The organism is Kitasatospora herbaricolor, assembly GCF_030813695.1.
In the GTDB taxonomy this organism is placed as follows: Bacteria; Actinomycetota; Actinomycetes; order Streptomycetales; family Streptomycetaceae; genus Kitasatospora; species Kitasatospora herbaricolor.
The window spans coordinates 3,704,407-3,727,171 of the sequence record NZ_JAUSVA010000002.1; the positions used below are offsets into that span (position 1 = coordinate 3,704,407).

The following is a 22,765-nucleotide window of genomic DNA, read 5'->3' on the forward strand; positions in this document are numbered from 1 at the left end:
TAGCCCCTACGCGCGTAGATTCCCTAGCACGAATCACACCCGGTGAAGAACCGGCACCCGGATTCCACCGAAGGGCCCCGTCCCGGCCGGCCCGGGAGCCGTGGTCCAGCGGCAGGGCGGCTCCCGTCAGCCGTGGTCCAGCAGCCGCCCGCGCCGCGACAGCACGAAGTCCCGGAAGGCCGCCACCGGAGGGGTCAGCGGCCGGCCCGTCGCCCAGGCCAGCCCGATCGCCCGCCGGGTCCGCGGCGCAGTCACCTCCAGCTCGACCACCCCCGGCCGGGCCACCAGGGCCGGCGGCAGCAGCGCCACCCCCAGCCCGGCCGCCACCAGGCCGCGCAGCGTCTCGGCGTCCTCCCCCTCGAAGGCGAGCTTCGGGACGAACCCGGCCTCCGCGCAGAACCCGTCCGTGATCGCCCGCAGCCCGTACCCGCGCTCCACCGCCACGAAGGGCTCCCGCGCCACCTCCGCCAGCCGGATCCGCCGCCGCCCCGCCAGCCGGTGCCCGTCCGGCACCACCAGCGCGAGCCGCTGCTCGTCCAGCGGGCGGGCCGTCAGGTCCGGGGCGTCCGGCAGCGGGGAGACCAGGCAGAGGTCCAGTTCGCCGGCGCGCAGCCGCTCCAGCATCGCCGCCGTGTAGTCCTGCACCAGCTGGAACCGGATCTGCGGCTGCACCGCCCGGAACCCGCGCAGCAGGGCCGGCACCGCGTCCGTCCCCATGGTGTGCAGGAACCCGAACGCCACCCGGCCGCTCGCCGGGTCCGCCTCCGCCCTGGCCGCCTCCGCCCCGCGCTCCAGCTCGGCGAGGGCCCGTTCGACCGAGCCCAGCAGCAGCCGGCCCGCCCTGGTCAGCCGGACGGTCCGCCCCTGACGGGCCAGCAGGTCCACCCCCAGCTCCTCCTCCAGCCGGGCCACCGCCCGGGACAGCGTGGGCTGCGGCATCCCCAGCAGTTGCGCCGCCCGGGTCACGTGCTCCAGCCGGGCGACCGCCGCGAACTGCGCGAGCCGGGGCGCCAGCTGAGCCACCGCCGTCTCCGGCCCCAGCTCGGCGAGCCGGATCGGCAGCTCCACCGGCGGCCCAGCGGGCGGCGCGTCCCGCAGCCCCTGCGGCGGCGCATCGGGCGTCCCGCCCGCCGTCCGCTCCCCGGCCCGCTCCGCCGGCCGCCCGGTGCCGTCCGTCACGCCGTCCCCGCCTCCCGGCGGCGCCTCGGCCCCGCCACCTCGACTCATGCCTGTACGCATCGATTTCGAGTCAATCATGCATTGGACGCATCAGTCGGCCTGGTCCTACGGTCGTCCCATGCCACCCGCCAGTACCGGGGCAGCCGCGGCCACCACGCCGACGGGTGCCCTCACCCAGTCGTCCCCCGCCACCGAAGCCCCCACCGGCCGGCCCCCCGGCGGCACGGTCGGTGCCGACCGCCGCCACCGCCCCGGCGACCGCGCCTTCCGCCGCGCCAACCTGGCCCTGTTCGCCGCCGGCGTCGCGACCTTCGTCCTGCTGTACTCCACCCAGGGCCTGCTGCCGATCCTCTCGGCCGACCTCGACCTCACCCCGGGCCAGGCCAGCTGGACGGCGTCGGCCGCCACCCTCGGCCTGGCCCTGGCCCTGCTGCCGGCCAGCGCGCTCTCCGACCGGTACGGGCGCACCGCCGTGATGACGGCCTCCATGCTGGCGGCCTCCGCCCTCGCCCTGGCCCTGCCGTTCGCCCCCGACCTGAGCACCCTGGTGGTGCTGCGCGTCCTTCAGGGCGCCGCCCTGGCCGGGCTCCCCGCCACCGCGATGGCCTACCTCGCCGAGGAGATCCACCCGAGCGCGCTGGCCTCCGCGATGGGCCTGTACGTCGCGGGCAACAGCATCGGCGGCATGGGCGGCCGGCTGGTCTCCGGCTGGGCCGGCGCCGCCTGGGGCTGGCGCTGGGGCCTGGCCTCCTCCGCCGCGCTGGCGCTGCTCGCCGCACTGGCCTTCCGGCTGCTGATCCCGGCCGCCCGGCACTTCCGCCCGGCCCCGGTCGACGCCCGCGCACTGGCCCGCACCGTCGGGGCCCACCTGCGCAACCCGCTGCTGGTCCGGCTGTACGCGCTCGGCATGCTCTTCATGGCGGTCTTCGGCGCGGTCTACAACACCGTCGGGTACCGGCTGACCGCCGAGCCGTTCGGCCTGCCGCAGTCGCTGGCCGCCTCGATCTTCGTGGTCTACCTGGTCGGCACCGCCACCTCGGCCGCCGCCGGCCGGCTCTCCGGCCGGCTGGGCCGCCGCGGCGCCCTGTACGTGGCGATCGGTGTCACGGCGGTGGGCCTGCTGCTCTCGCTGAGCGAGTCGCTGGTGGGCGCGCTGCTCGGCCTGGTCCTGATCACCGGTGGCTTCTTCGCCGGCCACGCCACCGCCTCCAGCTCGGTGGGCCGCACCGCCACCCACGGCCGCGCCCAGGCCTCGGCGCTCTACCTGATCGCCTACTACCTGGGGAACAGCCTCGGCGGCACGATCGGCGCCGACGCCTACCACTCGGTCGGCTGGGACGGCGCCGCCGCCGTCGGCCTCGCCGCGATGACCCTCGCCGCCGGCGTCACGCTGTACGCGACCCGGCAGGCGGTCCAGGCCCGGCGGTCCATGGCCGTCGATACACTCCGGGTGTGAGCATCGACCCGGCTGAGAACGCCGGGTTCGCGAGATCGCCGACCGGCTGCCGGGGATCGGGAAGGCCATGGGCATCCCGATCTACCTGCCGATCGCCCCCCGCAAGGGCACCGGGATCGTGCACGACGAACCCGGGTACACCTCCCGCACGGAGTTCGCCTTCGGCGACACCGTCACCGTCAGCCTGTGGCCCCTAGACACCGGCGTCCTGCATGCATACACCTGACCGACCCGTCAGGCAGCCGGGGAGTGGAACCTGACTGCCGCGTCGGCGCCCGGGACGAGGTGAATGTCGAGTTCCGACTCCAGCGCACCCGCCAGGCGTTCGAGCAGCGGCAGGGTAGGAACGGTGTCTCCGCCCTCGATCCGGGAGATCTGCGGTTGCGTCATGTTCGCCCGTCGTGCCACCTCGGCCTGGGAGATGCCGAGTGCGGTACGACGGTCGTAGAGGGCTTGGCCCAGTGCTCTGGCATAGCGAATCTCCAGCCGCGCCGCCGACACCTCCGGGTCCTCCGGAGCCTGCTCACCCGACAGTGCACGGGTGCGCGCGGTCTTCCACTGTGCGTGGTTCATCGCAGATCCCCTTCCGTGATCGTCCGGCTGAACTCGTCGTGCGCCGGGCCGTGCTCCGCCGCGCAGATCTTCTGGGCCCAGGATGCTCGCGTGACCTCGGCAGTCTCCCGCATCTTGGTCTTCGTGAAAACTGTCAGGAGGACGACGCGCTGCGCCGGTGCGAGCCAGTACGTGATCCGCATCGCCTCGCTCCCCAGCCCCAGCCTGAGTTCGCGAAGAGGGCCGCCCAGATGGCGGGAGTACGGTTCGCTGAGCACCGTCGGATCCTCGGCAAGCAGGTCTACATAGTCCTCGACCTTGAGGAAGTGCCGGGCCGGCAGACCGGACAGCCACCTGCGGATCTCAGGCTCGACCTCGATCGAGAAACGCGGTACGCCCATGCATCACAGTATATATGTACGGTGATGCATGGGGGCGCATCGTCAGATCACGCGATCCGGTCCAGCACGATCGGCTTCGCCGTGAACGGCGTGTCCGCCGGGTCGACCACGATGCCGCCGGCGAGCGCCTCGATGGCGTACTCGTAGCGCTCGGGGGTGTCGGTGTGCAGGGTCAGCAGCGGCTGGCCGGCCACGATCGGGTCACCGGGCTTGGCATGCATCTCGACACCGGCGCCGGCCTGCACCGGGTCCTCCTTGCGGGCCCGGCCGGCGCCGAGGCGCCAGGCGCAGACGCCGACGGCGTAGGCGTCGAGGGTGGTGAGGACGCCGGAGGAGGAGGCGGTGATGACGTGCTGCTCGCGGGCGACCGGCAGCGGGGCGTCGACGTCGCCGCCCTGGGCGCTGATCATGCGGCGCCAGTGGTCCATCGCGGAGCCGTCGCGGAGCGCGTCCGCCGGGTCCTTGCCGTGGACGCCCGCGGCGGCGAGCATCTCGCGGGCCAGCGCCAGGGTCAGCTCGACCACGTCGGCGGGGCCGCCGCCGGCCAGCACCTCGACCGACTCGCGGACCTCCAGGGCGTTGCCGGCGGTCAGGCCGAGCGGGGTGGACATGTCGGTGAGCAGGGCGACGGTGTTGACGCCGGCGGCCTTGCCGAGGCCGACCATGGTGCGGGCCAGCTCCTGGGCGTCGGAGAGGTTCTTCATGAAGGCCCCGGAGCCGACCTTGACGTCCAGGACCAGCGCGCCGGTACCCTCGGCGATCTTCTTGGACATGATCGAGCTGGCGATCAGCGGGATCGCCTCGACCGTGCCGGTGACGTCGCGCAGCGCGTACAGCTTCTTGTCGGCGGGGGCCAGGCCGTCGCCGGCCGCGCAGATGACGGCGCCGGCGTCGCGCAGCACGGTCATCATCTCGTCGTTGGAGAGCAGGGCCCGCCAGCCGGGGATGGACTCCAGCTTGTCGAGGGTGCCGCCGGTGTGGCCGAGGCCGCGGCCGGAGAGCTGCGGGACGGCGGCGCCGCAGGCGGCGACCAGCGGGGCGAGCGGCAGGGTGATCTTGTCGCCGACGCCGCCGGTGGAGTGCTTGTCGGAGGTCGGCAGCGGCAGGGCGGAGAAGTCCATCCGGACGCCGGAGCGGATCATCGCGTCGGTCCAGCGGCTGATCTCGCGCAGGTTCATGCCGTTCAGCAGGATCGCCATCGCCAGGGCGGACATCTGCTCGTCGGCGACCTCGCCGCGGGTGTAGGCGTCGATCACCCAGTCGATCTGGGCATCGGTCAGCTCGCCGCTGTCGCGCTTGGTCCTGATGACGGAGGGGGCGTCCATGGGGTTCTCCAGGAGGGTCGGAAAAAGCGAAGAGTGCCGCGAGCCGACTGGTTCACACAGCCTCTCGCGACACTCTACGCGCGTAACAAACGGAACGGCCAGAGCCGCTCCCAAGACCTACAGGCGCTCGGGCCCGAACGCGTCGGGGAGCACCTCGCTCATCGGCCGCCGGCCCGAGGGCAGGTCGACCAGCAGCTCGGGCCCGCCGTGCTCGTACAGCAGCTGGCGGCAGCGCCCGCACGGCATCAGCAGCTCGCCGGCGCCGTCCACGCAGGTGAACGCCACCAGCCGGCCGCCGCCGGAGGCCTGCAGCGCGGAGACCAGGCCGCACTCGGCGCAGAGGCCGAGCCCGTACGAGGCGTTCTCCACGTTGCAGCCGCTGACGGTCCGTCCGTCGTCCACCAGGGCCGCCGCACCGACCGGGAACTTGCTGTACGGGGCGTACGCGTGGCCCATCGCCTCGCGGGCCACCGCGCGCAGCGCCTCCCAGTCGACCGTCGGAGCGGGCGTCACTTGCCCTGCCCCTTGCGGTAGATCTGGCCGTCGGCCTTCGGCGGCCGCAGCCGCTGCGAGGCCAGCGCGAGCACCACGAGGGTGATCACGTACGGCGTGGCGACGATCAGCGGACGCTGCACCTGGTCGGTCAGCGCGTACCAGGCGCCGAGGCCGCCGGCCACCACGAAGCTGATCGCGGCGGCGAGGTACGTGCGGCGGTAGAGCTGCCACAGCGCGAACAGGCCCATGGCGAGCGAGACCACCAGGATCAGCACGTGCACCGACTCCGGGTCGCGCAGCTGGAGGCTGTCGGTGAAGCCGAACAGGCCGGCGCCGATGGCCAGGCCGCCCGGCATCCAGTTGCCGAAGATCATCGCGGCGAGGCCGATGAAGCCTCGGCCGAGCGTCTGGCCGTCCTTGTAGAAGTGCGCCGCGACCAGCGAGAGGTACGCACCGCCGAGGCCCGCGAAGGCACCCGAGGCGATCACCGCGATGTACTTGTACTTGTAGACGTTGACGCCCAGCGACTCGGACGCCGTCGGGTTCTCGCCGCAGGAGCGCAGCCGCAGGCCGAACACCGTCCGCCAGAGGACGAAGTAGCTGGCCACGATCAGCGCCGCCGCCAGGACCACGACCACCGAGAGGTTGGTGACCAGGCCGCCGAGCACACCGGCGACGTCGGAGACCACGAACCAGTGGTGGTTCTCGATGTTCTTCAGCCCGGTGGAGAGCCCCGGGACGGTGATGTACGGCAGCGGATCCGCGGGCGGCGACTGGTTGGCGCCGGCCCCGAACGGGATGTAGTCCTTGTAGTAGATCTTGTTGACGTAGGCGCAGATGCCGGGGATCAGCAGGTTGACGCCGACGCCGGACACGATGTGGTCCACGCCGAAGGTCACCGTGACGACGGCGTGCAGCAGACCGCCGAGCGCGCCGCCGAGCATGCCGGCCAGCAGGCCGAACCAGGGGCTGACCAGGTAGCCGCCCCAGGCGCCGCAGAAGGTGCCGGCGATCATCATGCCTTCGAGGCCGATGTTGACCACGCCGGCCCGCTCGGACCAGAGACCGCCCAGACCGGCCATGCCGATCGGCACGGCGGCGCCGAGCGCCGCCGCGATCTGCCCGGAGGAGGTGAGGCTGTGGTTGCCCGTCGCCATCCCCACCGCGGAGAACAGGATGGTGGCGCCCGCGATCAGCAGCAGGACCACCGGCAGGGAGAGCTTGCGCTTCTTGGCGGGCGCACTGCCCGGCGTCTTCGCGCGAGCGGCGGTTGCGGTGCTCATGCGGACACCTCCTTCTTCGCGGTCGACGCGGCCAGGGCGGCGAGTTCGGCGCCCACCTTCTGCTGCTGGCGCTTGAGGCCGTAACGGCGCACCAGCTCGTAGGCGACGACCACGCAGATGACGATCGTTCCCTGCATGACCTGGACGATCTCGAACGGGAAGGCCCCGTTCTGCGGCAGCGGCAGCTGGGTGCCGCTGACGTCCAGGAAGGCGAACAGCAGCGCCGAGAAGACCATCCCGATCGGGCTGTTGCGGCCGAGCAGGGCGACCGCGATGCCGGTGAAGCCGAGGCCGGCCTGGAAGCTCTGGCCGTAGTAGAAGGAGTTCTGCAGCAGGTCGGGCAGGCCGATCAGGCCCGCCAGCGCGCCGGAGACCGCCATGCTGATCAGCACCATGCGCTTGACGTTGACGCCGGACGCGGTGGCGGCGCTCTCCGAGCGGCCGGTGGCGCGCAGGTCGAAGCCGAAGCGGGTGCGGTTCAGGGTGAACTGGAACAGCACGCCGACGATCACCGCGATCACGATGAAGCCCCAGAGGGTGCCGCCGGCCGTCTCGATCGAGAAGAAGTGGCTGGAGGCCGAGACCGGGTTCGTCTGGATGCTGTTGGTGGTGGTGCCCTTCTCCGGCGCGAAGATGCCGGGGACGAGCAACAGGCCGACCACGGCGCTGGCGATGGCGTTCAGCATGATGGTCGAGATGACCTCGCTGACGCCCCGGTAGACCTTCAGCAGGCCGGCGATGCTGGCCCAGAGGCCACCGACCAGCATGGCGGTGATCAGCAGCAGCGGGATCTGGATGACGGCGGGCAGGTCCATCTGGCCGCCGACGTAAGCGGCGAACAGGGCCGCGATCCGGTACTGGCCCTCGACACCGATGTTGAAGAGGTTCATCCGGAAGCCGAAGGCGGCGGCCGCCGCGGCCAGGTAGTACACGGTGGCCCGGTTGAGGGTCAGCACCTGGCCGTCCGACTTGGTGCCGTACGTCAGCATCACGTCGAAGGCGTCGAACGGGTTCTTGCCCGACACCAGCAGCAGGACCGAGCAGATCACCAGCGACAGCAGCACGGCCAGCACCGGCGCGGCGAGGCCGAGCGCGATCCGCTCGCCGTCGAAGCGCTTGGCCGTGGGCTTCGCCGGGGCCGGGGCCCCGCCCTGACCGGGCGTGCCGGAGGAACCGTCGGAGGGCGGGCCGTCGGCGAACGCGCCTTCGGCGGAGGTGCCGTCGGCGGGCTTGCCGTCGTCGGCGGAGTGGGAACTGGTCATGGGTTACTCCCCCGCCTGCGGGTCTTCGGCGGTCTCGGTGGTCGCGTCCGTGGTGCCCGGCAGGGCTTCGCCGGACTCGGCCTCGGTGCCCTCGGCGGCGAGCGCGCGGTCCTCGGCCACGGCCTCGGGCTCCGACTCGATGTGGCCCGAGGCGGCGCCGGTCATCGCGGTGCCCAGGTCCTCGGCGGTGACGGTGGCCGGGTCGGCGTCCGCGACCAGCCGGCCGCGGTAGATCACCCGGATGGTGTCGGAGAGGCCGATCAGCTCGTCCAGGTCGGCGGAGATCAGCAGGACGGCCAGGCCCTCCCGCTGGGCGACGCGGATCTGCTCCCAGATCTGCGCCTGCGCGCCGACGTCCACCCCGCGGGTGGGGTGGGCCGCGATCAGCAGCTTGGGGTGGTGGCTCATCTCGCGGCCGATGATCAGCTTCTGCTGGTTGCCGCCGGAGAGCGAGGCCGCGGTGACGTCGATGCCCGGGGTCCGGACGTCGTACTCCCGGACGATCCGCAGGGTGTCCCTGCGGGCGCCGGCCGCGTCGAGCAGCGGGCCCTTGGAGTTGGGCGCCTCGGTGACGTGCCCGAGGATCCGGTTCTCCCAGAGCGGGGCCTCCAGCAGCAGGCCGTGCCGGTGGCGGTCCTCGGGGATGTAGCCGATGCCGGCCTCGCGGCGGGCCCGGGTGAGGGTACCGGTGAGGTCCTTGCCGTCCAGCGTGACGGTGCCGGCGTCCAGCGGGAGCATCCCCATCACGGCCTCGACCAGTTCGGCCTGGCCGTTGCCCTCGACACCGGCGATGCCGAGGATCTCGCCCTTGCGGATCCGCAGCGTGATGTCGTCCAGGACGACGCGCTCGATGCCCTCGGCGTCCGCCTTGGCGATCCGCAGGCCCTCGACGCGCAGCATCTCGTCCTCGGTGACGGTGGACGCGCGGCTCTCCGGGGAGGGCAGCTCGGTACCGACCATCATCTCGGCGAGCTGGCGGGCCGTCACGGTCTTCGGGTCCGCGTCGCCGACCGTGGTGCCGCGGCGGATGACGCTGATCGCGTCGGCCACCGAGAGCACCTCGTGCAGCTTGTGCGAGATGAAGATGACGGTGACGCCCTCGGCCTTGAGCTCGCGCAGGTTGGCGAAGAGCGCCTCGACCTCCTGCGGCACCAGGACGGCGGTGGGCTCGTCCAGGATCAGGATCCGGGCGCCGCGGTAGAGCACCTTGAGGATCTCGACCCGCTGACGGTCGGCGACGCCGAGGTCCTCGACCAGCGCGTCCGGGCGCACGCCCAGGCCGTACTGGTCGGAGATCTCGCGGATCTTCGCCTTGGCCTTCCCTCCTATGCCGTGCAGCTTCTCGCCGCCGAGAACGACGTTCTCCCAGACGGTGAGGTTGTCGGCCAGCATGAAGTGCTGGTGGACCATGCCGATGCCGCGGGCGATGGCGTCGCCGGGGGTGCTGAACTCGACGAGCTCGCCGTCGACGGCGATGGTGCCCTCGTCGGGGCGCTGCATCCCGTACAGGATCTTCATCAGGGTGGACTTGCCGGCGCCGTTCTCGCCCATGAGGGCGTGCACGGTGCCTCGTCGCACGGTGATGTCGATGTCGTGGTTGGCCACGACGCCGGGGAAGCGCTTGGTGATGCCGCGCAGTTCGACGGCCGGTGTCGCCGTCCCCGCGCTGGGGGTGCCGCCCTTGCTCAGGGCGGGGTCGGAAGCGGTGATGGCGGTCTCCTGGTGGTCTGGAGGCGCGTCGTTGCGCTGGAGGGCCAAAAGTTCTCAGGGGGACGGGACGGGGCCCGGGGGTACGCGCTGAGCGCACCCGGCCGGGCCCCTCCCTGATGCTGCGTCAATCATCCCGCTGCCCGGCAGGCGGCAGCGGTACCGACGTCCTGTTCCGCGCGCCTTACGGGGCGGTCGGGACGGTGGTGGCGCCGCTGGTGATCGCCGTGGTCGCGGCGTCCAGCTTGGCCTTGATGTCGTCGATGTGGCCGCCGGTGGTGGCGAGCGAGACGCCCTGGGCCTTCAGGTCGAAGTTCTTCACGCCGGTGAGCGGCGCGTTGTCCTTGATCGACTTGATGTAGGTGTACACCGCGGTGTCGACGTTCTTCACCATCGAGGTGAGGATGACGTTCTTGTACTTCGACAGGGCCGGCTGGCTGGCCTGGTCGGAGTCGACGCCGATGGCCCAGGTGCCGGCCTTGTTGGAGACGGCCTCGATCGCGCCGCTGCCGGAGGAGCCGGCCGCCGCGTAGATGACGTCCGCGCCCTTGTCGAGCTGGCCCTGGGCGGCCTCCTTGCCCTTGTCGGGCGAGGAGAAGCCGGAGAAGTCCGGCGGGGTGGTCAGGTAGGTCGTCTCGACCTTGATGTTCGGGTCGACGGACTTGGCGCCCGCCACGTAGCCGGCCTCGAACTTCTTGATCAGCTCGGACTGCACACCGCCGATGAAGCCGACGTGCTTGGCCTTGCTCTTGTTGGCGGCGGCGACGCCGGCCAGGTAGGAGCCCTCCTGCTCGGAGAACGTCAGCGAGGTGACGTTGGCCGGCTGGGTGGAGGAGGCCGAGTCGATGATCGCGAACTTGACGTTCGGGTTGTCCTTGGCGACCTTCTCGACCGCGGACTGGTAGACGAAGCCCACCGCGATGATCGGGTTGTAGCCACCGGTGACCAGGCTCTTGAGCCGGGTCTCCTTGTCGGCCTCGGCCTCGCCGGTCTTGGCGTCGGCCTCGGTGATCTGGACGCCCAGGTCGGCCTTGGCCTTGTCGAGACCGCGGGCGGCGGAGTCGTTGAACGACTGGTCGCCACGGCCACCGATGTCGTAGGCCATGCCGACCTTGATGCCGGAGTCGCCGGAGGCGCCGGCGGAAGCGGTCGTGTCGTCGGTGCTCTTTGCGCCGCAAGCGGCGAGCGAGGCAATGCCCAGGGAACCCGAGAGCACAACCGCGGCGAGCTTAGTAGAACGGCGCAAGGGAGTATCTCCTTCTCACACGCACCCGTTTAGCGTGGTCGGACGCCACCGTAACGCGCGTAGAACACGGTTGTGTTACGGCTCGTTCGGGCATCCGGGTTGTTATCAAACCGTGCCACCCGAGGGTGCGGAACCAATATCCGCCTCCAGTGTTACGGGCCAGGAGCCCACATCCAAACCAAATCGGATGCGATCGCGACAAATCCGGTCGGATCCGTGCAGGAACCCCGGTCGAAGCGGGCATCCCGGGGCTTCCTGGCCACGCAGCGTCCTCGGACGCCCGCGCTGCGTCGACCGGTACCAGGGGGAAGGCCTGGGCAGGTCCGAAGAAGGGGGCAGGTCCGAAGAAGGGGGCCCCGGGCTCTGCCCGGGGCCCCCTCGACGCTCGGATGCGACCGCCTCAGACCTCGCTGTGCTCCAGGGCCAGCGCGGCGAAGAGCTCGACACCGATCCCGATCGCCCGCTCGTCCACGTCGAAGCGGCCCTGGTGGAGATCCCGGACGGCGCTGTCGCCGGGGGCCCGGACGCCCAGCCGGGCCAGCGCGCCGGGCGCGTGCTCCAGGTACCAGGAGAAGTCCTCGCCGCCGAGGCTCTGCTCGGTCTCCTCGACGACCTCCCCGGCCGAACCGAAGCGGGCGGTCATCGCCGCCTCCAGCCGGGCGATCGAGACGGCCTCGTTCACCACCGGCGGCACCCCTCGGTGGTAGTCGAGGGTCCACTTGGCGCGGTGCGTCTCGGCCATCTTGGCGATCAGCTCGTGCAGCAGGTCCGGAGCCTCGCGCCAGCCCGGCAGCTCCAGGCAGCGGACGGTGCCCTCCAGCTCCGCGTGCTGCGGGATGACGTTGGCGGCGGAGCCGGAGGCGATCCGGCCCCAGACCAGGCTGACGCCCCAGCGCGGGTCCATCCGGCGGGCGAACACCGCCGGCAGGTCGGCGGCCATCCGCGCGATCGCGGTGACCAGGTCGGTGGTCAGGTGCGGGCGGGCGGTGTGGCCGCCGGGGCCGTCCAGGTGCAGCACCAGCCGGTCGCAGGCCGAGGTGATCGCGCCGACCTTCAGCCCGATCTTGCCGACGGTGACCTTGGGATCGCAGTGCACGGCGAAGATCCGGCCGACGTTGTCCATCCCGCCGGCCTTGATGACGTCCAGCGCGCCGCCCGGCATCACCTCCTCCGCGGGCTGGAAGACCAGCCGCACGGGCCGGCGCAGCTCGCCGTTGCGCGCCGCGGCCGCCAGCACCAGGGCCGTGCCCAGCACGATCGAGGTGTGCACGTCGTGCCCGCAGGCGTGGGCCCGGCCCGGCACGGTGGAGCGGTAGGTCACGTCCGTCTTGGCGTCGTCGATCGGCAGGGCGTCGATGTCGGCCCGGAAGGCCAGGAACGGCATGCCCGCGGGGGTGCCGGGCGGGACGATGTCGACTGTCATCCCGGTGCCGCCGGGCAGCACCCGGGGCTCCAGGCCCGCGGCGACCAGGCGGTCGCGCAGCAACCCGGTGGTGCGGAACTCCTGTCGGCCCAGCTCGGGGTGCCGGTGCAGGTCGCGGCGGAACGCGATCAGCTCTGCCTCGAAGGCGCGTACCCGGGTGCGCAGGTCGGCGGGGCGGGCAGCGGCGAGGGTGGCCTGTTGGGCGGTCCGAGGATCGTTCACCTCAACAAGGGTAGGCCCGTGTGGGGGATTTGGCCTGACTTCCCCCGAAGAAGTCCCCGGATGGGCGCATACCGGCCCCGCAGCTGGGTATGACATCTCGTTTCTGTCGCCTTCCCGGGTGATCACTGTCCTGTGCAACGAACGCCCGCCCGGACGGACACGGCCGCGCCCCAGCCTGCCGCCCGCACATGACAGCCGGGTGTACCAACTGTTTCGGCCTCGGCGCGGGGCCACCCGAACGGGTGATGTGAGGTCAGAACCGTTCGACCGGCGCGTAGGTGCCCCACACCTCGCGCAGGGCGTCGCAGACCTCGCCGACCGTCGCGCGGGCCGCCAGTGCCTCCTTCATCGGGGGGAGCACGTTGTCCGTCCCAGCGGCGGCCCGGCGCAGCGCCCCCAGGGCCCGGTCGACGGCCCGCCGGTCGCGCCCGGCCCGCAGCGCGGTCAGCCGGGCCGCCTGCCGGGCCTCGACCGCCGGGTCCACCCGCAGCGGCCGGTAGGGCTCCTCGGCGTCCAGCCGGAACCGGTTCACCCCGACCACGGTGCGCCGGCCGGCGTCGGTCTCCTGCTGGACGCGGTAGGCGGTGCGCTCGATCTCGGCCTTCTGGTGGCCCTGCTCGATCGCGGCGACCGCGCCGCCCAGCTCCTCCACCCGGCGCATCAGTGCGAGCGCGAGGGCCTCGACCTCGTCGGTCATCCGCTCGACGGCGTAGGAGCCGGCGAAGGGGTCGACGGTGGCGGTGACGTCCGTCTCGTACGCCAGCACCTGCTGGGTCCGCAGGGCCAGCCGGGCGGCCTTCTCGGTGGGCAGCGCGATCGCCTCGTCGAAGCTGTTGGTGTGCAGCGACTGGGTGCCGCCGAGAACGGCGGCCAGCGCCTGCAGCGAGACCCGGACGAGGTTGACCTCGGGCTGCTGGGCGGTCAGCTGCACCCCGGCGGTCTGGGTGTGGAAGCGCAGCATCTGCGACCTCGGGTCCCGGGCGCCGAACTCCTCGCGCATCACCCGCGCCCAGATCCGCCGCGCCGCCCGGAACTTGGCGACCTCCTCCAGCAGCGTGGTGCGCGCGACGAAGAAGAAGGAGAGCCGGGGCGCGAAGTCGTCGACGGCCATCCCGGCCGCCAGCGCGGTGCGGACGTACTCGATGCCGTTGGCGAGGGTGAAGGCGATCTCCTGCGCGGGATCGGCCCCGGCCTCGGCCATGTGGTAGCCGGAGATCGAGATGGTGTTCCACCGCGGGATCTCGGCCCGGCAGTACCGGATCACGTCCGCGACCAGCCGCAGCGAGGGCTTCGGCGGGAAGATGTAGGTGCCGCGGGCGATGTACTCCTTCAGCACGTCGTTCTGGACCGTGCCGGTGAGCCGGGCGGGCGCCACTCCCTGGGACTCGCCGACCAGTTGGTACAGCAGGAGGAGCAGCGCGGCGGGCGCGTTGATGGTCATCGAGGTGGAGACCCCGTCCAGCGGGATCCCGCCGAACAGGACGGCCATGTCCTCGACGCTGTCCACGGCCACGCCCACCTTGCCGACCTCGCCGGCCGCGAGCGGGGCGTCGGAGTCGTAGCCCATCTGGGTCGGCAGGTCGAAGGCGACCGAGAGGCCGGTGCCGCCGCCGGCGATCAGCTGCCGGTACCGGGCGTTGGACTCGGCGGCGGTGCCGAAGCCGGCGTACTGGCGCATCGTCCAGGGCCGTCCGGTGTACATCGACGGGTACACGCCGCGGGTGTAGGGGTACTCGCCGGGTTCGCCGAGCCGCTCGGCCGGGTCCCAGCCCCGGAGCGCCTCGGGGCCGTAGACGGGCTCGACGGGCAGGCCCGACTCGGTGCGGCGGGGCTCGGCTGCCATGGGGTCTCCTCGGGTCCGAGGGTGGCGCGACGGCGCCGCCCGGCGGGCGTCCGGCCCTTCGCAATGTAGTCCGCGGGGCGGTGCCGTGCCCGGCCGGCGCGGGCGCGACCGCCCCGGAGCGCGGTCGCGGGGGGCGGGTCGCCGCCGGGCTCCGGCGGGTGCGAACACTTTGAGATGATCGGATGAACGTCCAAGCCCCGCCGGCGGCCCCTCGACGGGCGGCCGGCCCACTCCGGCCGGCATCCCCTGCCGGCCGGCCCCACGAAGGAGCGGCTATGACCGAGCAGAAGGTGGCCGTGGTCACCGGCGCCAGCAGCGGGATCGGCGCGGCGACCGCGCGCCGGCTGGCCGCCGAGGGCTTCGAGGTGGTGCTCACGGCCCGCCGCACCGAGCGGATCGAGGCGCTCGCCAAGGAGATCGCCGAGCGCGGCGGCTCGGCCCGCGCGATCACCCTGGACGTGACCGACCGGCCCGCCGTGGACGCCTTCGCGGCGGAGCTCGGCCGGGTGGACGTCCTGGTCAACAACGCCGGCGGCGCGGTCGGCGCCGAGTCGGTGGAGACCGGCGACCCGGCCGACTGGCTGGCCATGTACCAGGTCAACGTGCTGGGCGTGCTGCACGTGACCCAGGCGCTGCTGCCGGCCCTGCGGGCCTCCGGCGACGGCACCGTGCTGATCCTCTCCTCGACCGCCGCACTGACGGCCTACGAGGGCGGCGGCGGCTACGTGGCCGCCAAGCACGCGGCGCACACCATCGCGGCCACCCTGCGGCTGGAGCTGTGCGGGGAGCCGGTCCGGGTGATCGAGATCGCACCGGGGATGGTGAAGTCCGAGGGCTTCGCGGTCACCCGCTTCCGCGGCGACGAGGAGAAGGCCGCCGCCGTCTACGCCGGTGTGGCGGAGCCGCTGACCTCGGACGACGTCGCCGACACCATCGCCTGGGCGGTGACCAGGCCGCCGCACGTGAACATCGACCTGCTGGTGGTGCGCCCGCGCGCGCAGGCCGCCAACCACAAGGTGCACCGGGCCTGACCGGGCCGGACGCCGCCCGGGGGGCCGACGAGCGGATTCATCACATGATCATCACCTGGTACACCTGTGCGATGAGAACTCCCCGGGCCCCCCGCCCACGCCTGCTGGCCGCCGGCCTCGCGGCCGGCGCCCTGCTGCTCACCGCGTGCAGCGGACACCCGCGGCCGCAGGGCGCCGCCCCCGTCACGACCGGCCCCGCCCCGGCGGCCACCGCCGCCGCGAGCCCCGCGCCGCCCGCCCGGCCCACCGGCGCGGCCGATCCGGCGCTCAAGCCGTTCTACGGCCAGCAGGTCACCTGGGCCGGCTGCCCCGACGACCCGCGCGCGGCGAAGGTCGACACCTCCGCCATGCAGTGCGGCAAGCTGCACGTCCCGCTCGACTACGCGCACCCCGGCGCCGAGGCGATCGACGTCGCCCTGCTGCGGCTGCCGGCCGCCGCGCCCGGGCAGCGGATCGGCTCGCTGGTGGTCAACCCGGGCGGCCCCGGCGAGTCAGGCGTCGACATGGTCAGGTTCGGCGCCGACCGCTTCAAGGGCGCCCTGCACGACCGCTTCGACGTGGTCGGCTTCGACCCGCGCGGCGTCGGCGGCAGCGCCCCCGTCAACTGCCTGGACGACAAGGACCGCGACGCGCTCAACTCCACCGACGAGCCGCAGGACCCGCAGGCCCGCCAGGCCGAGCGCGCCGGGCGGGCCGCCGACTTCGCCGCCGCCTGCCAGGCCCGTTCCGGCAAGCTGCTCCCGTTCGTCGGCACCCGCAATACCGCCCGGGACCTCGACGTCCTGCGCGAGGCCCTGGGCGACCGCAAGCTCAACTACCTCGGCATCTCGTACGGCACGTACCTCGGCTCGCTGTACGCCGAGGAGTTCCCCGCCAACACCGGCCGGCTGGTGCTGGACGGCGCCGTCGACCCGGCCGCCGACAAGCTGGACCAGAGCGTGAACCAGGCGGCCGGCTTCGAGAAGTCGCTGGAGCGCTTCGCCGTCGACTGCGTCCGCAACCACGCCGACGACTGCCCGCTCGGCAGTTCGCCCGACCGGGCCGCCAGGAAGGCCGCCGACTTCCTGGACGGCCTGCGGGAGCACCCGCTGACCGCCGAGGACGGCCGCCGGCTCACCAGCGACCTCGGCTGGACCGGCGCCATCAGCTACCTCTACGGGGACGAGACGACCGCCTGGCAGCAGCTGCGCTGGTCCCTCGGCTGGGCGATGGCACGCGGCAAGGCCGACTACCTGCTGGCCTCGGCCGACAACTACAACGGCCGCGACGAGCAGGGGCACTACACCACCCTGGAGGATGCCGGACGGGCCATCCGCTGCGCCGACAGCGCACCGCCCGCGCCGTCCGCCGAGCGGATCCAGCAGGTCCTCGACCGGCTGCGCGAGCAGGCGCCACTGGTCAGCAAGGGCACCACGGCCGAGGACTACAGCACCCCCGCCTGCGCGGCCTGGCCGTACCGGACCACCGAGACCCCGCACACCGTCCGGGCCGAGGGCAGCGCGCCGATCCTGGTGGTCGGCACCACCGGCGACCCGGCCACCCCGTACGCGGCCGCCGAGAGCCTCGCGAAGGGGTTCGCCTCCGCCACCCTGCTCACCCGGGAGGGCGAGGGCCACGGCGCCTTCGGCAAGGACAACGGCTGCATCGACGCCGCGCTGGAGTCGTACCTGGTGAACGGCGTCCCGCCGGCCGCCGGGACCCGCTGCGCCAGGTAGCGCGAGCGGGCGGCCGGCCCGGCGGAGCCCTCCCGCCGGGCCGCGCGTCCGGGGCCGCACCGGGCGAAGTAGCACATCAGGCGGCCACGGGGACTGACGCAAAGCTGTCAACGTCACAACTTGATAGCTCGTTCGGGTGAATTCCGCGCGCGCTCTCCCCAACTGATGACTGCTCAACTACCGTTGTGCCGCTGCCCGGCCACCCTCCGGAACCGCCCGGACCGGCCCATACTTCACCCGTGCCGCGCACCGAGGCACAGTCACACGCGATCACCGAGCACCGATTCATCGGCAGGCTTGTCCGTCCGCACCCCGTTACGGCGCGGCTCCCTTCACCCTTCCACCGTGCCGCCCTTCCCGCCCTCACGAGGAGGACCCGCTGGCCAGCGACGTCCCGCCACAGCGGCTCGACCTTCCCCCGGCTCTCGTCCAGGGGAGCCCCCAGACGGAGCCGGCTCTGCTCGGACTGCACCGTTTCAACGAGGCCGACGCCGGTGCCGCCGAGGAGGCCCTGCTCGCCTGCTGCGGCAGCCACCGATGGGCCCTGCGGCTCACCGCGCACCGGCCGTACCCCGACATAGGGTCCCTGCTCGCCGCCGCGAGCGAGGCCTCCTACGATCTGCGCCCGGCCGACCTGGCCGAGGCGCTGGCCGACGAGAGCTGGATGCCGCAGCCGCTGCTCGGCATGCGCGCTCCCGGCAGCCAGGCCGCGCACACCGCCCTGCGGGCGGCGCACGCGGCGTACGAGGCCCGGTTCGGTCACGTGTTCGTGGTCTGCCTGGAGGGCATCGCCCCCGAGGAGATGCTGGACACCGTGCTGAGCTCGGTCCGCACCCGGCTGGCCAACGACCCGGACGAGGAGCGGCTGATCGCCGCCGACGAGCTCCGCCGGATCGCCCTGACCCGGCTGGAACACCTGGTCGCGACCCACACCGAGGCCGGGGCGCGCTGAGACCGGGCGTCCGGGGGCCGGTCCGCCAACCGGTCCTCAGTCGCCCCGCTGCGCGGCGCGGAGCTTGGCCACCTGCTGCCGGACGACCCGTTCGTCCGGCGCGGCGGCCGGCTCCGCGCCGACGCCGACCGTGCTGAAGACCGCGAGCACCGAGCCGACCCGGGCGAGTACCGCCCGCTGGGTGAGGGTCACTCCCCCGGATTCATTCGTCAGGGTGAACCCCGTCACCGCGTCGGCTCCCCCGGTGGTGGGCGTGTCGACCCGGCTGAGCCGGTGCTTGGCCGGCACTCCCTTGCGGGCGCCGGCCGCGCCGCGCCCGGTCGCCGTGGTCGAGGTGAAGCTGCCGCAGCCCGCCAGCACCTGCTCCACCTGCCGGCGCAACTCCGCTGCCCGGCCCGGGCGGTAGGCCAGCAGTCCGGCGTAGACACTGCCCCTGGGGTCGGCCGCGGTGGCCACGCTCAGGTCCGTCTCGGCGATCGGGAGATCCGGCCCTGCGGGTGCCGGGGAGCCGCCCTGGCCGGCCGCGACGGCCGTGTTGGCCGGGGTGACCGCGTCCAGGACGGGCTGGCAGGCGGGCACGTCGGTGACCTCCCGGCCGTCCGCCGGGCCGGTCTCGCCGTGACCGGGAGTCATCACCGTCACGATGTAGCCGGGCCCGAGGTCCCCGTCGCTGAGGGCGGCGGCCCGCAGCTCGGCCGCGGCCAGGGCCCGGCCCTCGGCGACCCGGTCGGCGGAGACCCCGACCGTGGTGCAGCCCGTGGCCAGCAGCAACGCCCCGGCCAGGGCCGCGGTCGGGCGGGCCGCCGCCGGGGGGAACGACCGGCGGCGCAGGCGGACCCGCAGGGCGGGCCGCAGCAGCGGGCGGAGGACGGGGCGACGGGCAGGGCGGAGCGGCACGGGGGCCTCGGCAGTCGTCGGCGGCGGGGCGGGCCGCCACCGTAGCGCAGTCGGACGATGACGCACGGTGACGAGTTCCCGCCGGATTAGCCCGCCCGTGCCTGTTTGATCACACCTCGGGCCCCCGGAGGCGGTTCCCGACAGCGCGTCGATAGGATGCTGGCGGCCGGAGGACCGTACCGGCCGGGCTGACCGACACCGAAGCCGGCCGAGCCCCCAATCGCTTCCGGAGGGTTTTTCCGTGCCGGCTGGAACGCTGTACCGCGGCCGGGAAGGCATGTGGAGCTGGGTGGCTCATCGAGTCACCGGCGTCCTCATCTTCTTCTTCCTGTTCGCCCACGTCCTCGACACCGCACTCGTGCGGGTGTCACCCGAGGCCTACGACTCCGTCATCCAGACGTACAAGACGCCGCTGGTGAACCTGATGGAGTACGGCCTGGTGGCCGCCATCCTGTTCCACGCACTGAACGGCCTGCGGCTCGTCGCCGTGGACTTCTGGTCCAAGGGCCCGAAGTACCAGAAGCAGATGCTCTGGTCCGTGCTCGGCGTCTGGGTCGTCCTGATGGCCGGTGCCTTCTACCCGATCCTCCAGCACACGCTGACCAACTGGTTCGGGAAGTGATCGGCATGCCTACGGACTACACCTACACCGACTCGCTGGTGGTTCCCTCCGCCCAGGCCCACACCGGCCAGGGTCTCGGCACCGGGAACCCCGCCGACGCCTTCGTGGTCGAGCCTCCCCGTACTCGCACCAAGAAGACCCCGCGCCGGACCCGGACCAACTTCGAGATGCTCGCCTGGCTCTTCATGCGCCTGTCGGGTGTCGTGCTGGTCGTCCTGATCCTCGGCCACCTGCTGATCATGCTGGTGCTCGACGGCGGCGTCTCCAAGATCGGTTTCGCCTTCGTGGCGGGCCGCTGGGCCTCGCCGTTCTGGCAGGGCTGGGACCTGCTGATGCTGTGGCTGGCGATGCTGCACGGCGCCAACGGCATGCGCACGGTCATCAACGACTACGCCGAGAAGGACTCCACCCGGTTCTGGCTGAAGACGCTGATGGGTGCTGCCACGGTGTTCACCGTGCTGCTCGGGACGCTGGTGATCTTCACCTTCGACCCCAACATCTGACGACACAGCATCTAATCGGCAATCGGCAGAGGCCAGAGGCGAGTTAAGACCCCCATGCAGATTCACCAGTACGACACAGTCATCGTCGGCGCGGGCGGCGCCGGCATGCGCGCGGCCATCGAGTCGACCCAGCGCAGCCGTACCGCCGTGCTGACCAAGCTCTACCCCACCCGGTCCCACACCGGCGCGGCCCAGGGCGGCATGTGCGCCGCCCTCGCCAACGTCGAGGAGGACAACTGGGAGTGGCACACCTTCGACACGGTCAAGGGCGGTGACTACCTGGTCGACCAGGACGCCGCCGAGATCATGTGCAAGGAGGCCATCGACGCCGTCCTCGACCTGGAGAAGATGGGCCTGCCCTTCTCCCGCACCGAGGCCGGCCGGATCGACCAGCGCCGCTTCGGCGGCCACACCCGCAACCACGGCGAGGCGGCCGTCCGCCGCTCCTGCTACGCGGCCGACCGCACCGGTCACATGATCCTGCAGACGCTGTTCCAGAACTGCGTCAAGCACGGCGTCGAGTTCTTCAACGAGTTCTACGTCCTGGACCTGCTGATCAACGACGGCAAGACCGCGGGCGTCGTCGCCTACGAGCTGGCCACCGGCGAGATCCACGTCTTCCAGGCCAAGGCGGTCGTGTTCGCCTCCGGCGGCACCGGCAAGTTCTTCAAGGTCACCTCCAACGCCCACACCCTCACCGGTGACGGCCAGGCCCTGGTCTACCGCCGCGGCCTGCCGCTGGAGGACATGGAGTTCTTCCAGTTCCACCCGACGGGCATCTGGCGCATGGGCATCCTCCTCACCGAGGGCGCCCGCGGCGAGGGCGGCATCCTGCGCAACAAGGACGGCGAGCGCTTCATGGAGCGCTACGCCCCCGTCATGAAGGACCTCGCGTCCCGTGACGTCTGTTCGCGCGCCATCTACACCGAGATCCGCGAGGGCCGCGGCTGCGGTCCGGACGGCGACCACGTCTACCTGGACCTCACGCACCTCCCGCCGGAGCAGCTGGACGCCAAGCTCCCGGACATCACGGAGTTCGCGCGCACCTACCTCGGCATCGAGCCCTACACGGACCCGATCCCGATCCAGCCCACCGCGCACTACGCGATGGGCGGCATCCCGACCAACGTCGAGGGTGAGGTCCTGCGCAACAACACGGACGTCGTCCCGGGCCTGTACGCGGCCGGCGAGGTCGCCTGCGTGTCCGTGCACGGCGCCAACCGCCTGGGCACCAACTCGCTGCTGGACATCAACGTCTTCGGCAAGCGGGCCGGCATCGCCGCCGCCGACTACTCGTCCACGGTCGGCTTCACCGAGCTGCCCGAGAACCCGGCAGAGAAGGTCCAGGCGCTGGTCGACGGCCTGCGGGAGTCCACCGGCACCGAGTCCGTCGCGCAGATCCGCAAGGAGCTGCAGGAGAGCATGGACACCAACGCCATGGTCTACCGCACCGGCGCGACCCTGAAGCAGGCCGTCGAGGACATCGCCGCGCTGCGCGAGCGGTACAAGAACGTCGCGATCCAGGACAAGGGCTTCCGGTACAACACGGACCTCCTGGAGGCCGTCGAGCTGGGCAACCTGCTCGACCTGGCCGAGGTGCTGGCGGTCTCCGCGCTGGCCCGCGAGGAGTCGCGCGGCGGTCACTACCGCGAGGACTTCCCGACCCGTGACGACGTGAAGTTCATGCAGCACACCATGGCGTACCAGGAGGTCGCCGAGGACGGCACCACCTCCATCCGCCTCGACTACAAGCCGGTCGTCACCACCCGCTACCAGCCGATGGAGCGTAAGTACTGATGAGCACTCCGACTGTGGAGCAGCACTCGGCCGCTCTGGACGCGGCCGAGGCGGGCGGCGTCCAGCTGATCACCGTGACCCTGCGCATCCGCCGGTTCAACCCGGAGGAGCACCCGGAGCCGGTGTGGGTGGACTACCAGCTCACCCTGGACCCGAAGGAGCGCGTCCTGGACGCGCTGAACAAGGTCAAGTGGGAGCAGGACGGCACCCTGACCTACCGTCGTTCCTGCGCGCACGGGATCTGCGGCTCGGACGCGATGCGGATCAACGGCCGCAACCGTCTGGCCTGCAAGACCCTGATCAAGGACGTCAACCCCGAGAAGCCGATCACCATCGAGGCCATCAAGGGCCTCACGGTCCTCAAGGACCTGATCGTCGACATGGACCCGTTCTTCCAGGCGTACAAGGACGTCATGCCGTTCCTGATCACCAACGGGAACGACCCGACGCGCGAGCGCCTGCAGTCCGCCGAGGACCGCGAGCGCTTCGACGACACCACCAAGTGCATCCTGTGCGCCGCGTGCACGTCGTCCTGCCCGGTGTTCTGGAACGACGGCCAGTACTTCGGCCCGGCCGCGATCGTCAACGCGCACCGCTTCATCTTCGACTCGCGCGACGAGGGTGCGGAGCAGCGGCTGGAGATCCTGAACGACCGCGAGGGCGTGTGGCGCTGCCGCACCACCTTCAACTGCTCGGAGGCCTGCCCCCGTGGCATCGAGGTCACCAAGGCGATCCAGGAAGTGAAGCGGGCCCTGGTGACCCGCCGCTTCTAGGAGCAGCCGACCGCAGCACCGACGCCCGAGGGCCCGTCCGGAGTGATCCGGACGGGCCCTCGGGCGTTCGCGCGGGCCGGT

At 72.1% G+C, this 22,765-nt stretch carries 21 protein-coding genes; 9 read left to right on the plus strand and 12 right to left on the minus strand.

Annotation, left to right across the window (positions count from 1 at the left end):
* Positions 1 to 126 precede the first annotated feature (126 nt).
* The gene (locus J2S46_RS16490) at positions 127 to 1,179 is read right to left on the minus strand and encodes a LysR family transcriptional regulator (RefSeq protein ID WP_370882193.1); all 1,053 of its coding nucleotides are present in this window, start codon (positions 1,177 to 1,179) and stop codon (positions 127 to 129) included.
* Between the two features lie 118 nt (positions 1,180 to 1,297).
* Here J2S46_RS16490 and J2S46_RS16495 point away from each other — a divergent pair, with 118 nt between their 5' ends.
* Both J2S46_RS16495 and J2S46_RS16500 read left to right on the plus strand, forming a co-directional pair.
* On the plus strand, positions 1,298 to 2,635 hold the full coding sequence (locus tag J2S46_RS16495; protein ID WP_191289730.1) for an MFS transporter: 1,338 nt from the start codon (positions 1,298 to 1,300) through the stop codon (positions 2,633 to 2,635).
* 67 nt (positions 2,636 to 2,702) lie between these two features.
* A complete protein-coding gene (locus tag J2S46_RS16500) occupies positions 2,703 to 2,861 on the plus strand; it encodes a hypothetical protein (protein WP_191289729.1) in 159 nt (52 codons plus the stop codon).
* An 8-nt stretch (positions 2,862 to 2,869) separates the two neighbouring features.
* On the opposite strand, the gene J2S46_RS16505 is transcribed toward J2S46_RS16500, so the two are convergent.
* The 10 genes from J2S46_RS16505 to J2S46_RS16550 form a co-directional block, all read right to left on the minus strand.
* Entirely contained in the window at positions 2,870 to 3,208 is a 339-nt protein-coding gene (locus J2S46_RS16505; protein ID WP_191289728.1) for a helix-turn-helix domain-containing protein, read from the minus strand.
* Positions 3,205 to 3,588, minus strand: a complete 384-nt coding sequence (locus J2S46_RS16510) for a type II toxin-antitoxin system RelE/ParE family toxin (RefSeq protein ID WP_191289727.1) — start codon at positions 3,586 to 3,588, stop codon at positions 3,205 to 3,207. The genes J2S46_RS16505 and J2S46_RS16510 overlap by 4 nt, the downstream gene beginning before the upstream one ends.
* 47 nt (positions 3,589 to 3,635) lie before the next feature.
* Positions 3,636 to 4,913 carry a thymidine phosphorylase gene (locus J2S46_RS16515; protein WP_191289726.1) on the minus strand — a complete coding sequence of 426 codons (1,278 nt, stop codon included), beginning with the start codon at positions 4,911 to 4,913 and terminating at the stop codon, positions 3,636 to 3,638.
* Positions 4,914 to 5,030: 117 nt separating this feature from the next.
* On the minus strand, positions 5,031 to 5,426 hold the full coding sequence (locus tag J2S46_RS16520; protein ID WP_191289725.1) for a cytidine deaminase: 396 nt from the start codon (positions 5,424 to 5,426) through the stop codon (positions 5,031 to 5,033).
* Positions 5,423 to 6,691 (minus strand): ABC transporter permease, encoded by a 1,269-nt coding sequence (locus J2S46_RS16525; RefSeq protein ID WP_191289724.1) that lies wholly within the window; start codon positions 6,689 to 6,691, stop codon positions 5,423 to 5,425. The genes J2S46_RS16520 and J2S46_RS16525 overlap by 4 nt, the downstream gene beginning before the upstream one ends.
* The gene (locus J2S46_RS16530; RefSeq protein ID WP_191289723.1) at positions 6,688 to 7,953 is read right to left on the minus strand and encodes an ABC transporter permease; all 1,266 of its coding nucleotides are present in this window, start codon (positions 7,951 to 7,953) and stop codon (positions 6,688 to 6,690) included. Before J2S46_RS16530 ends, J2S46_RS16525 begins: the two co-directional genes overlap by 4 nt.
* Positions 7,954 to 7,956: 3 nt before the next feature.
* Positions 7,957 to 9,504: an ABC transporter ATP-binding protein gene (locus tag J2S46_RS16535; RefSeq protein WP_370882314.1), complete on the minus strand. Its 1,548-nt coding sequence runs from the start codon at positions 9,502 to 9,504 to the stop codon at positions 7,957 to 7,959.
* A 340-nt stretch (positions 9,505 to 9,844) separates the two neighbouring features.
* Positions 9,845 to 10,906: a BMP family lipoprotein gene (locus tag J2S46_RS16540; protein ID WP_073924217.1), complete on the minus strand. Its 1,062-nt coding sequence runs from the start codon at positions 10,904 to 10,906 to the stop codon at positions 9,845 to 9,847.
* Positions 10,907 to 11,306: 400 nt separating this feature from the next.
* Positions 11,307 to 12,551 carry an amidohydrolase gene (locus J2S46_RS16545; protein ID WP_370882194.1) on the minus strand — a complete coding sequence of 415 codons (1,245 nt, stop codon included), beginning with the start codon at positions 12,549 to 12,551 and terminating at the stop codon, positions 11,307 to 11,309.
* Positions 12,552 to 12,804: 253 nt separating this feature from the next.
* Positions 12,805 to 14,394 carry an acyl-CoA mutase large subunit family protein gene (locus J2S46_RS16550; protein WP_191289721.1) on the minus strand — a complete coding sequence of 530 codons (1,590 nt, stop codon included), beginning with the start codon at positions 14,392 to 14,394 and terminating at the stop codon, positions 12,805 to 12,807.
* Positions 14,395 to 14,669: 275 nt separating this feature from the next.
* Between J2S46_RS16550 and J2S46_RS16555 the strand changes: the two genes are divergently transcribed.
* From J2S46_RS16555 to J2S46_RS16565, 3 genes are all read left to right on the plus strand, one after another.
* Entirely contained in the window at positions 14,670 to 15,425 is a 756-nt protein-coding gene (locus J2S46_RS16555) for an SDR family oxidoreductase (protein WP_191289720.1), read from the plus strand.
* Between the two features lie 44 nt (positions 15,426 to 15,469).
* A complete protein-coding gene (locus J2S46_RS16560; protein ID WP_229912648.1) occupies positions 15,470 to 17,140 on the plus strand; it encodes an alpha/beta hydrolase in 1,671 nt (556 codons plus the stop codon).
* A gap of 511 nt (positions 17,141 to 17,651) precedes the next feature.
* Positions 17,652 to 18,092: a 2-oxo-4-hydroxy-4-carboxy-5-ureidoimidazoline decarboxylase gene (locus tag J2S46_RS16565; protein ID WP_307352783.1), complete on the plus strand. Its 441-nt coding sequence runs from the start codon at positions 17,652 to 17,654 to the stop codon at positions 18,090 to 18,092.
* A 36-nt stretch (positions 18,093 to 18,128) separates the two neighbouring features.
* On the opposite strand, the gene J2S46_RS16570 is transcribed toward J2S46_RS16565, so the two are convergent.
* Entirely contained in the window at positions 18,129 to 18,989 is an 861-nt protein-coding gene (locus J2S46_RS16570) for a hypothetical protein (RefSeq protein WP_191289719.1), read from the minus strand.
* 241 nt (positions 18,990 to 19,230) lie between these two features.
* Between J2S46_RS16570 and sdhC the strand changes: the two genes are divergently transcribed.
* Genes sdhC through J2S46_RS16590 form a run of 4 tightly spaced genes read left to right on the plus strand, consistent with a single transcriptional unit; the run spans position 19,231 to position 22,684 of the window.
* Positions 19,231 to 19,611 carry a succinate dehydrogenase, cytochrome b556 subunit gene (gene sdhC, locus J2S46_RS16575; RefSeq protein ID WP_190213110.1) on the plus strand — a complete coding sequence of 127 codons (381 nt, stop codon included), beginning with the start codon at positions 19,231 to 19,233 and terminating at the stop codon, positions 19,609 to 19,611.
* 5 nt (positions 19,612 to 19,616) lie between these two features.
* Positions 19,617 to 20,114 (plus strand): succinate dehydrogenase hydrophobic membrane anchor subunit, encoded by a 498-nt coding sequence (locus J2S46_RS16580; protein ID WP_191289718.1) that lies wholly within the window; start codon positions 19,617 to 19,619, stop codon positions 20,112 to 20,114.
* A gap of 54 nt (positions 20,115 to 20,168) precedes the next feature.
* Entirely contained in the window at positions 20,169 to 21,911 is a 1,743-nt protein-coding gene (gene sdhA, locus J2S46_RS16585) for a succinate dehydrogenase flavoprotein subunit (RefSeq protein WP_191289717.1), read from the plus strand.
* Positions 21,911 to 22,684, plus strand: coding sequence for a succinate dehydrogenase iron-sulfur subunit (locus J2S46_RS16590; protein ID WP_190213113.1), 774 nt, complete (start codon positions 21,911 to 21,913; stop codon positions 22,682 to 22,684). Before sdhA ends, J2S46_RS16590 begins: the two co-directional genes overlap by 1 nt.
* Positions 22,685 to 22,765 lie beyond the last annotated feature (81 nt).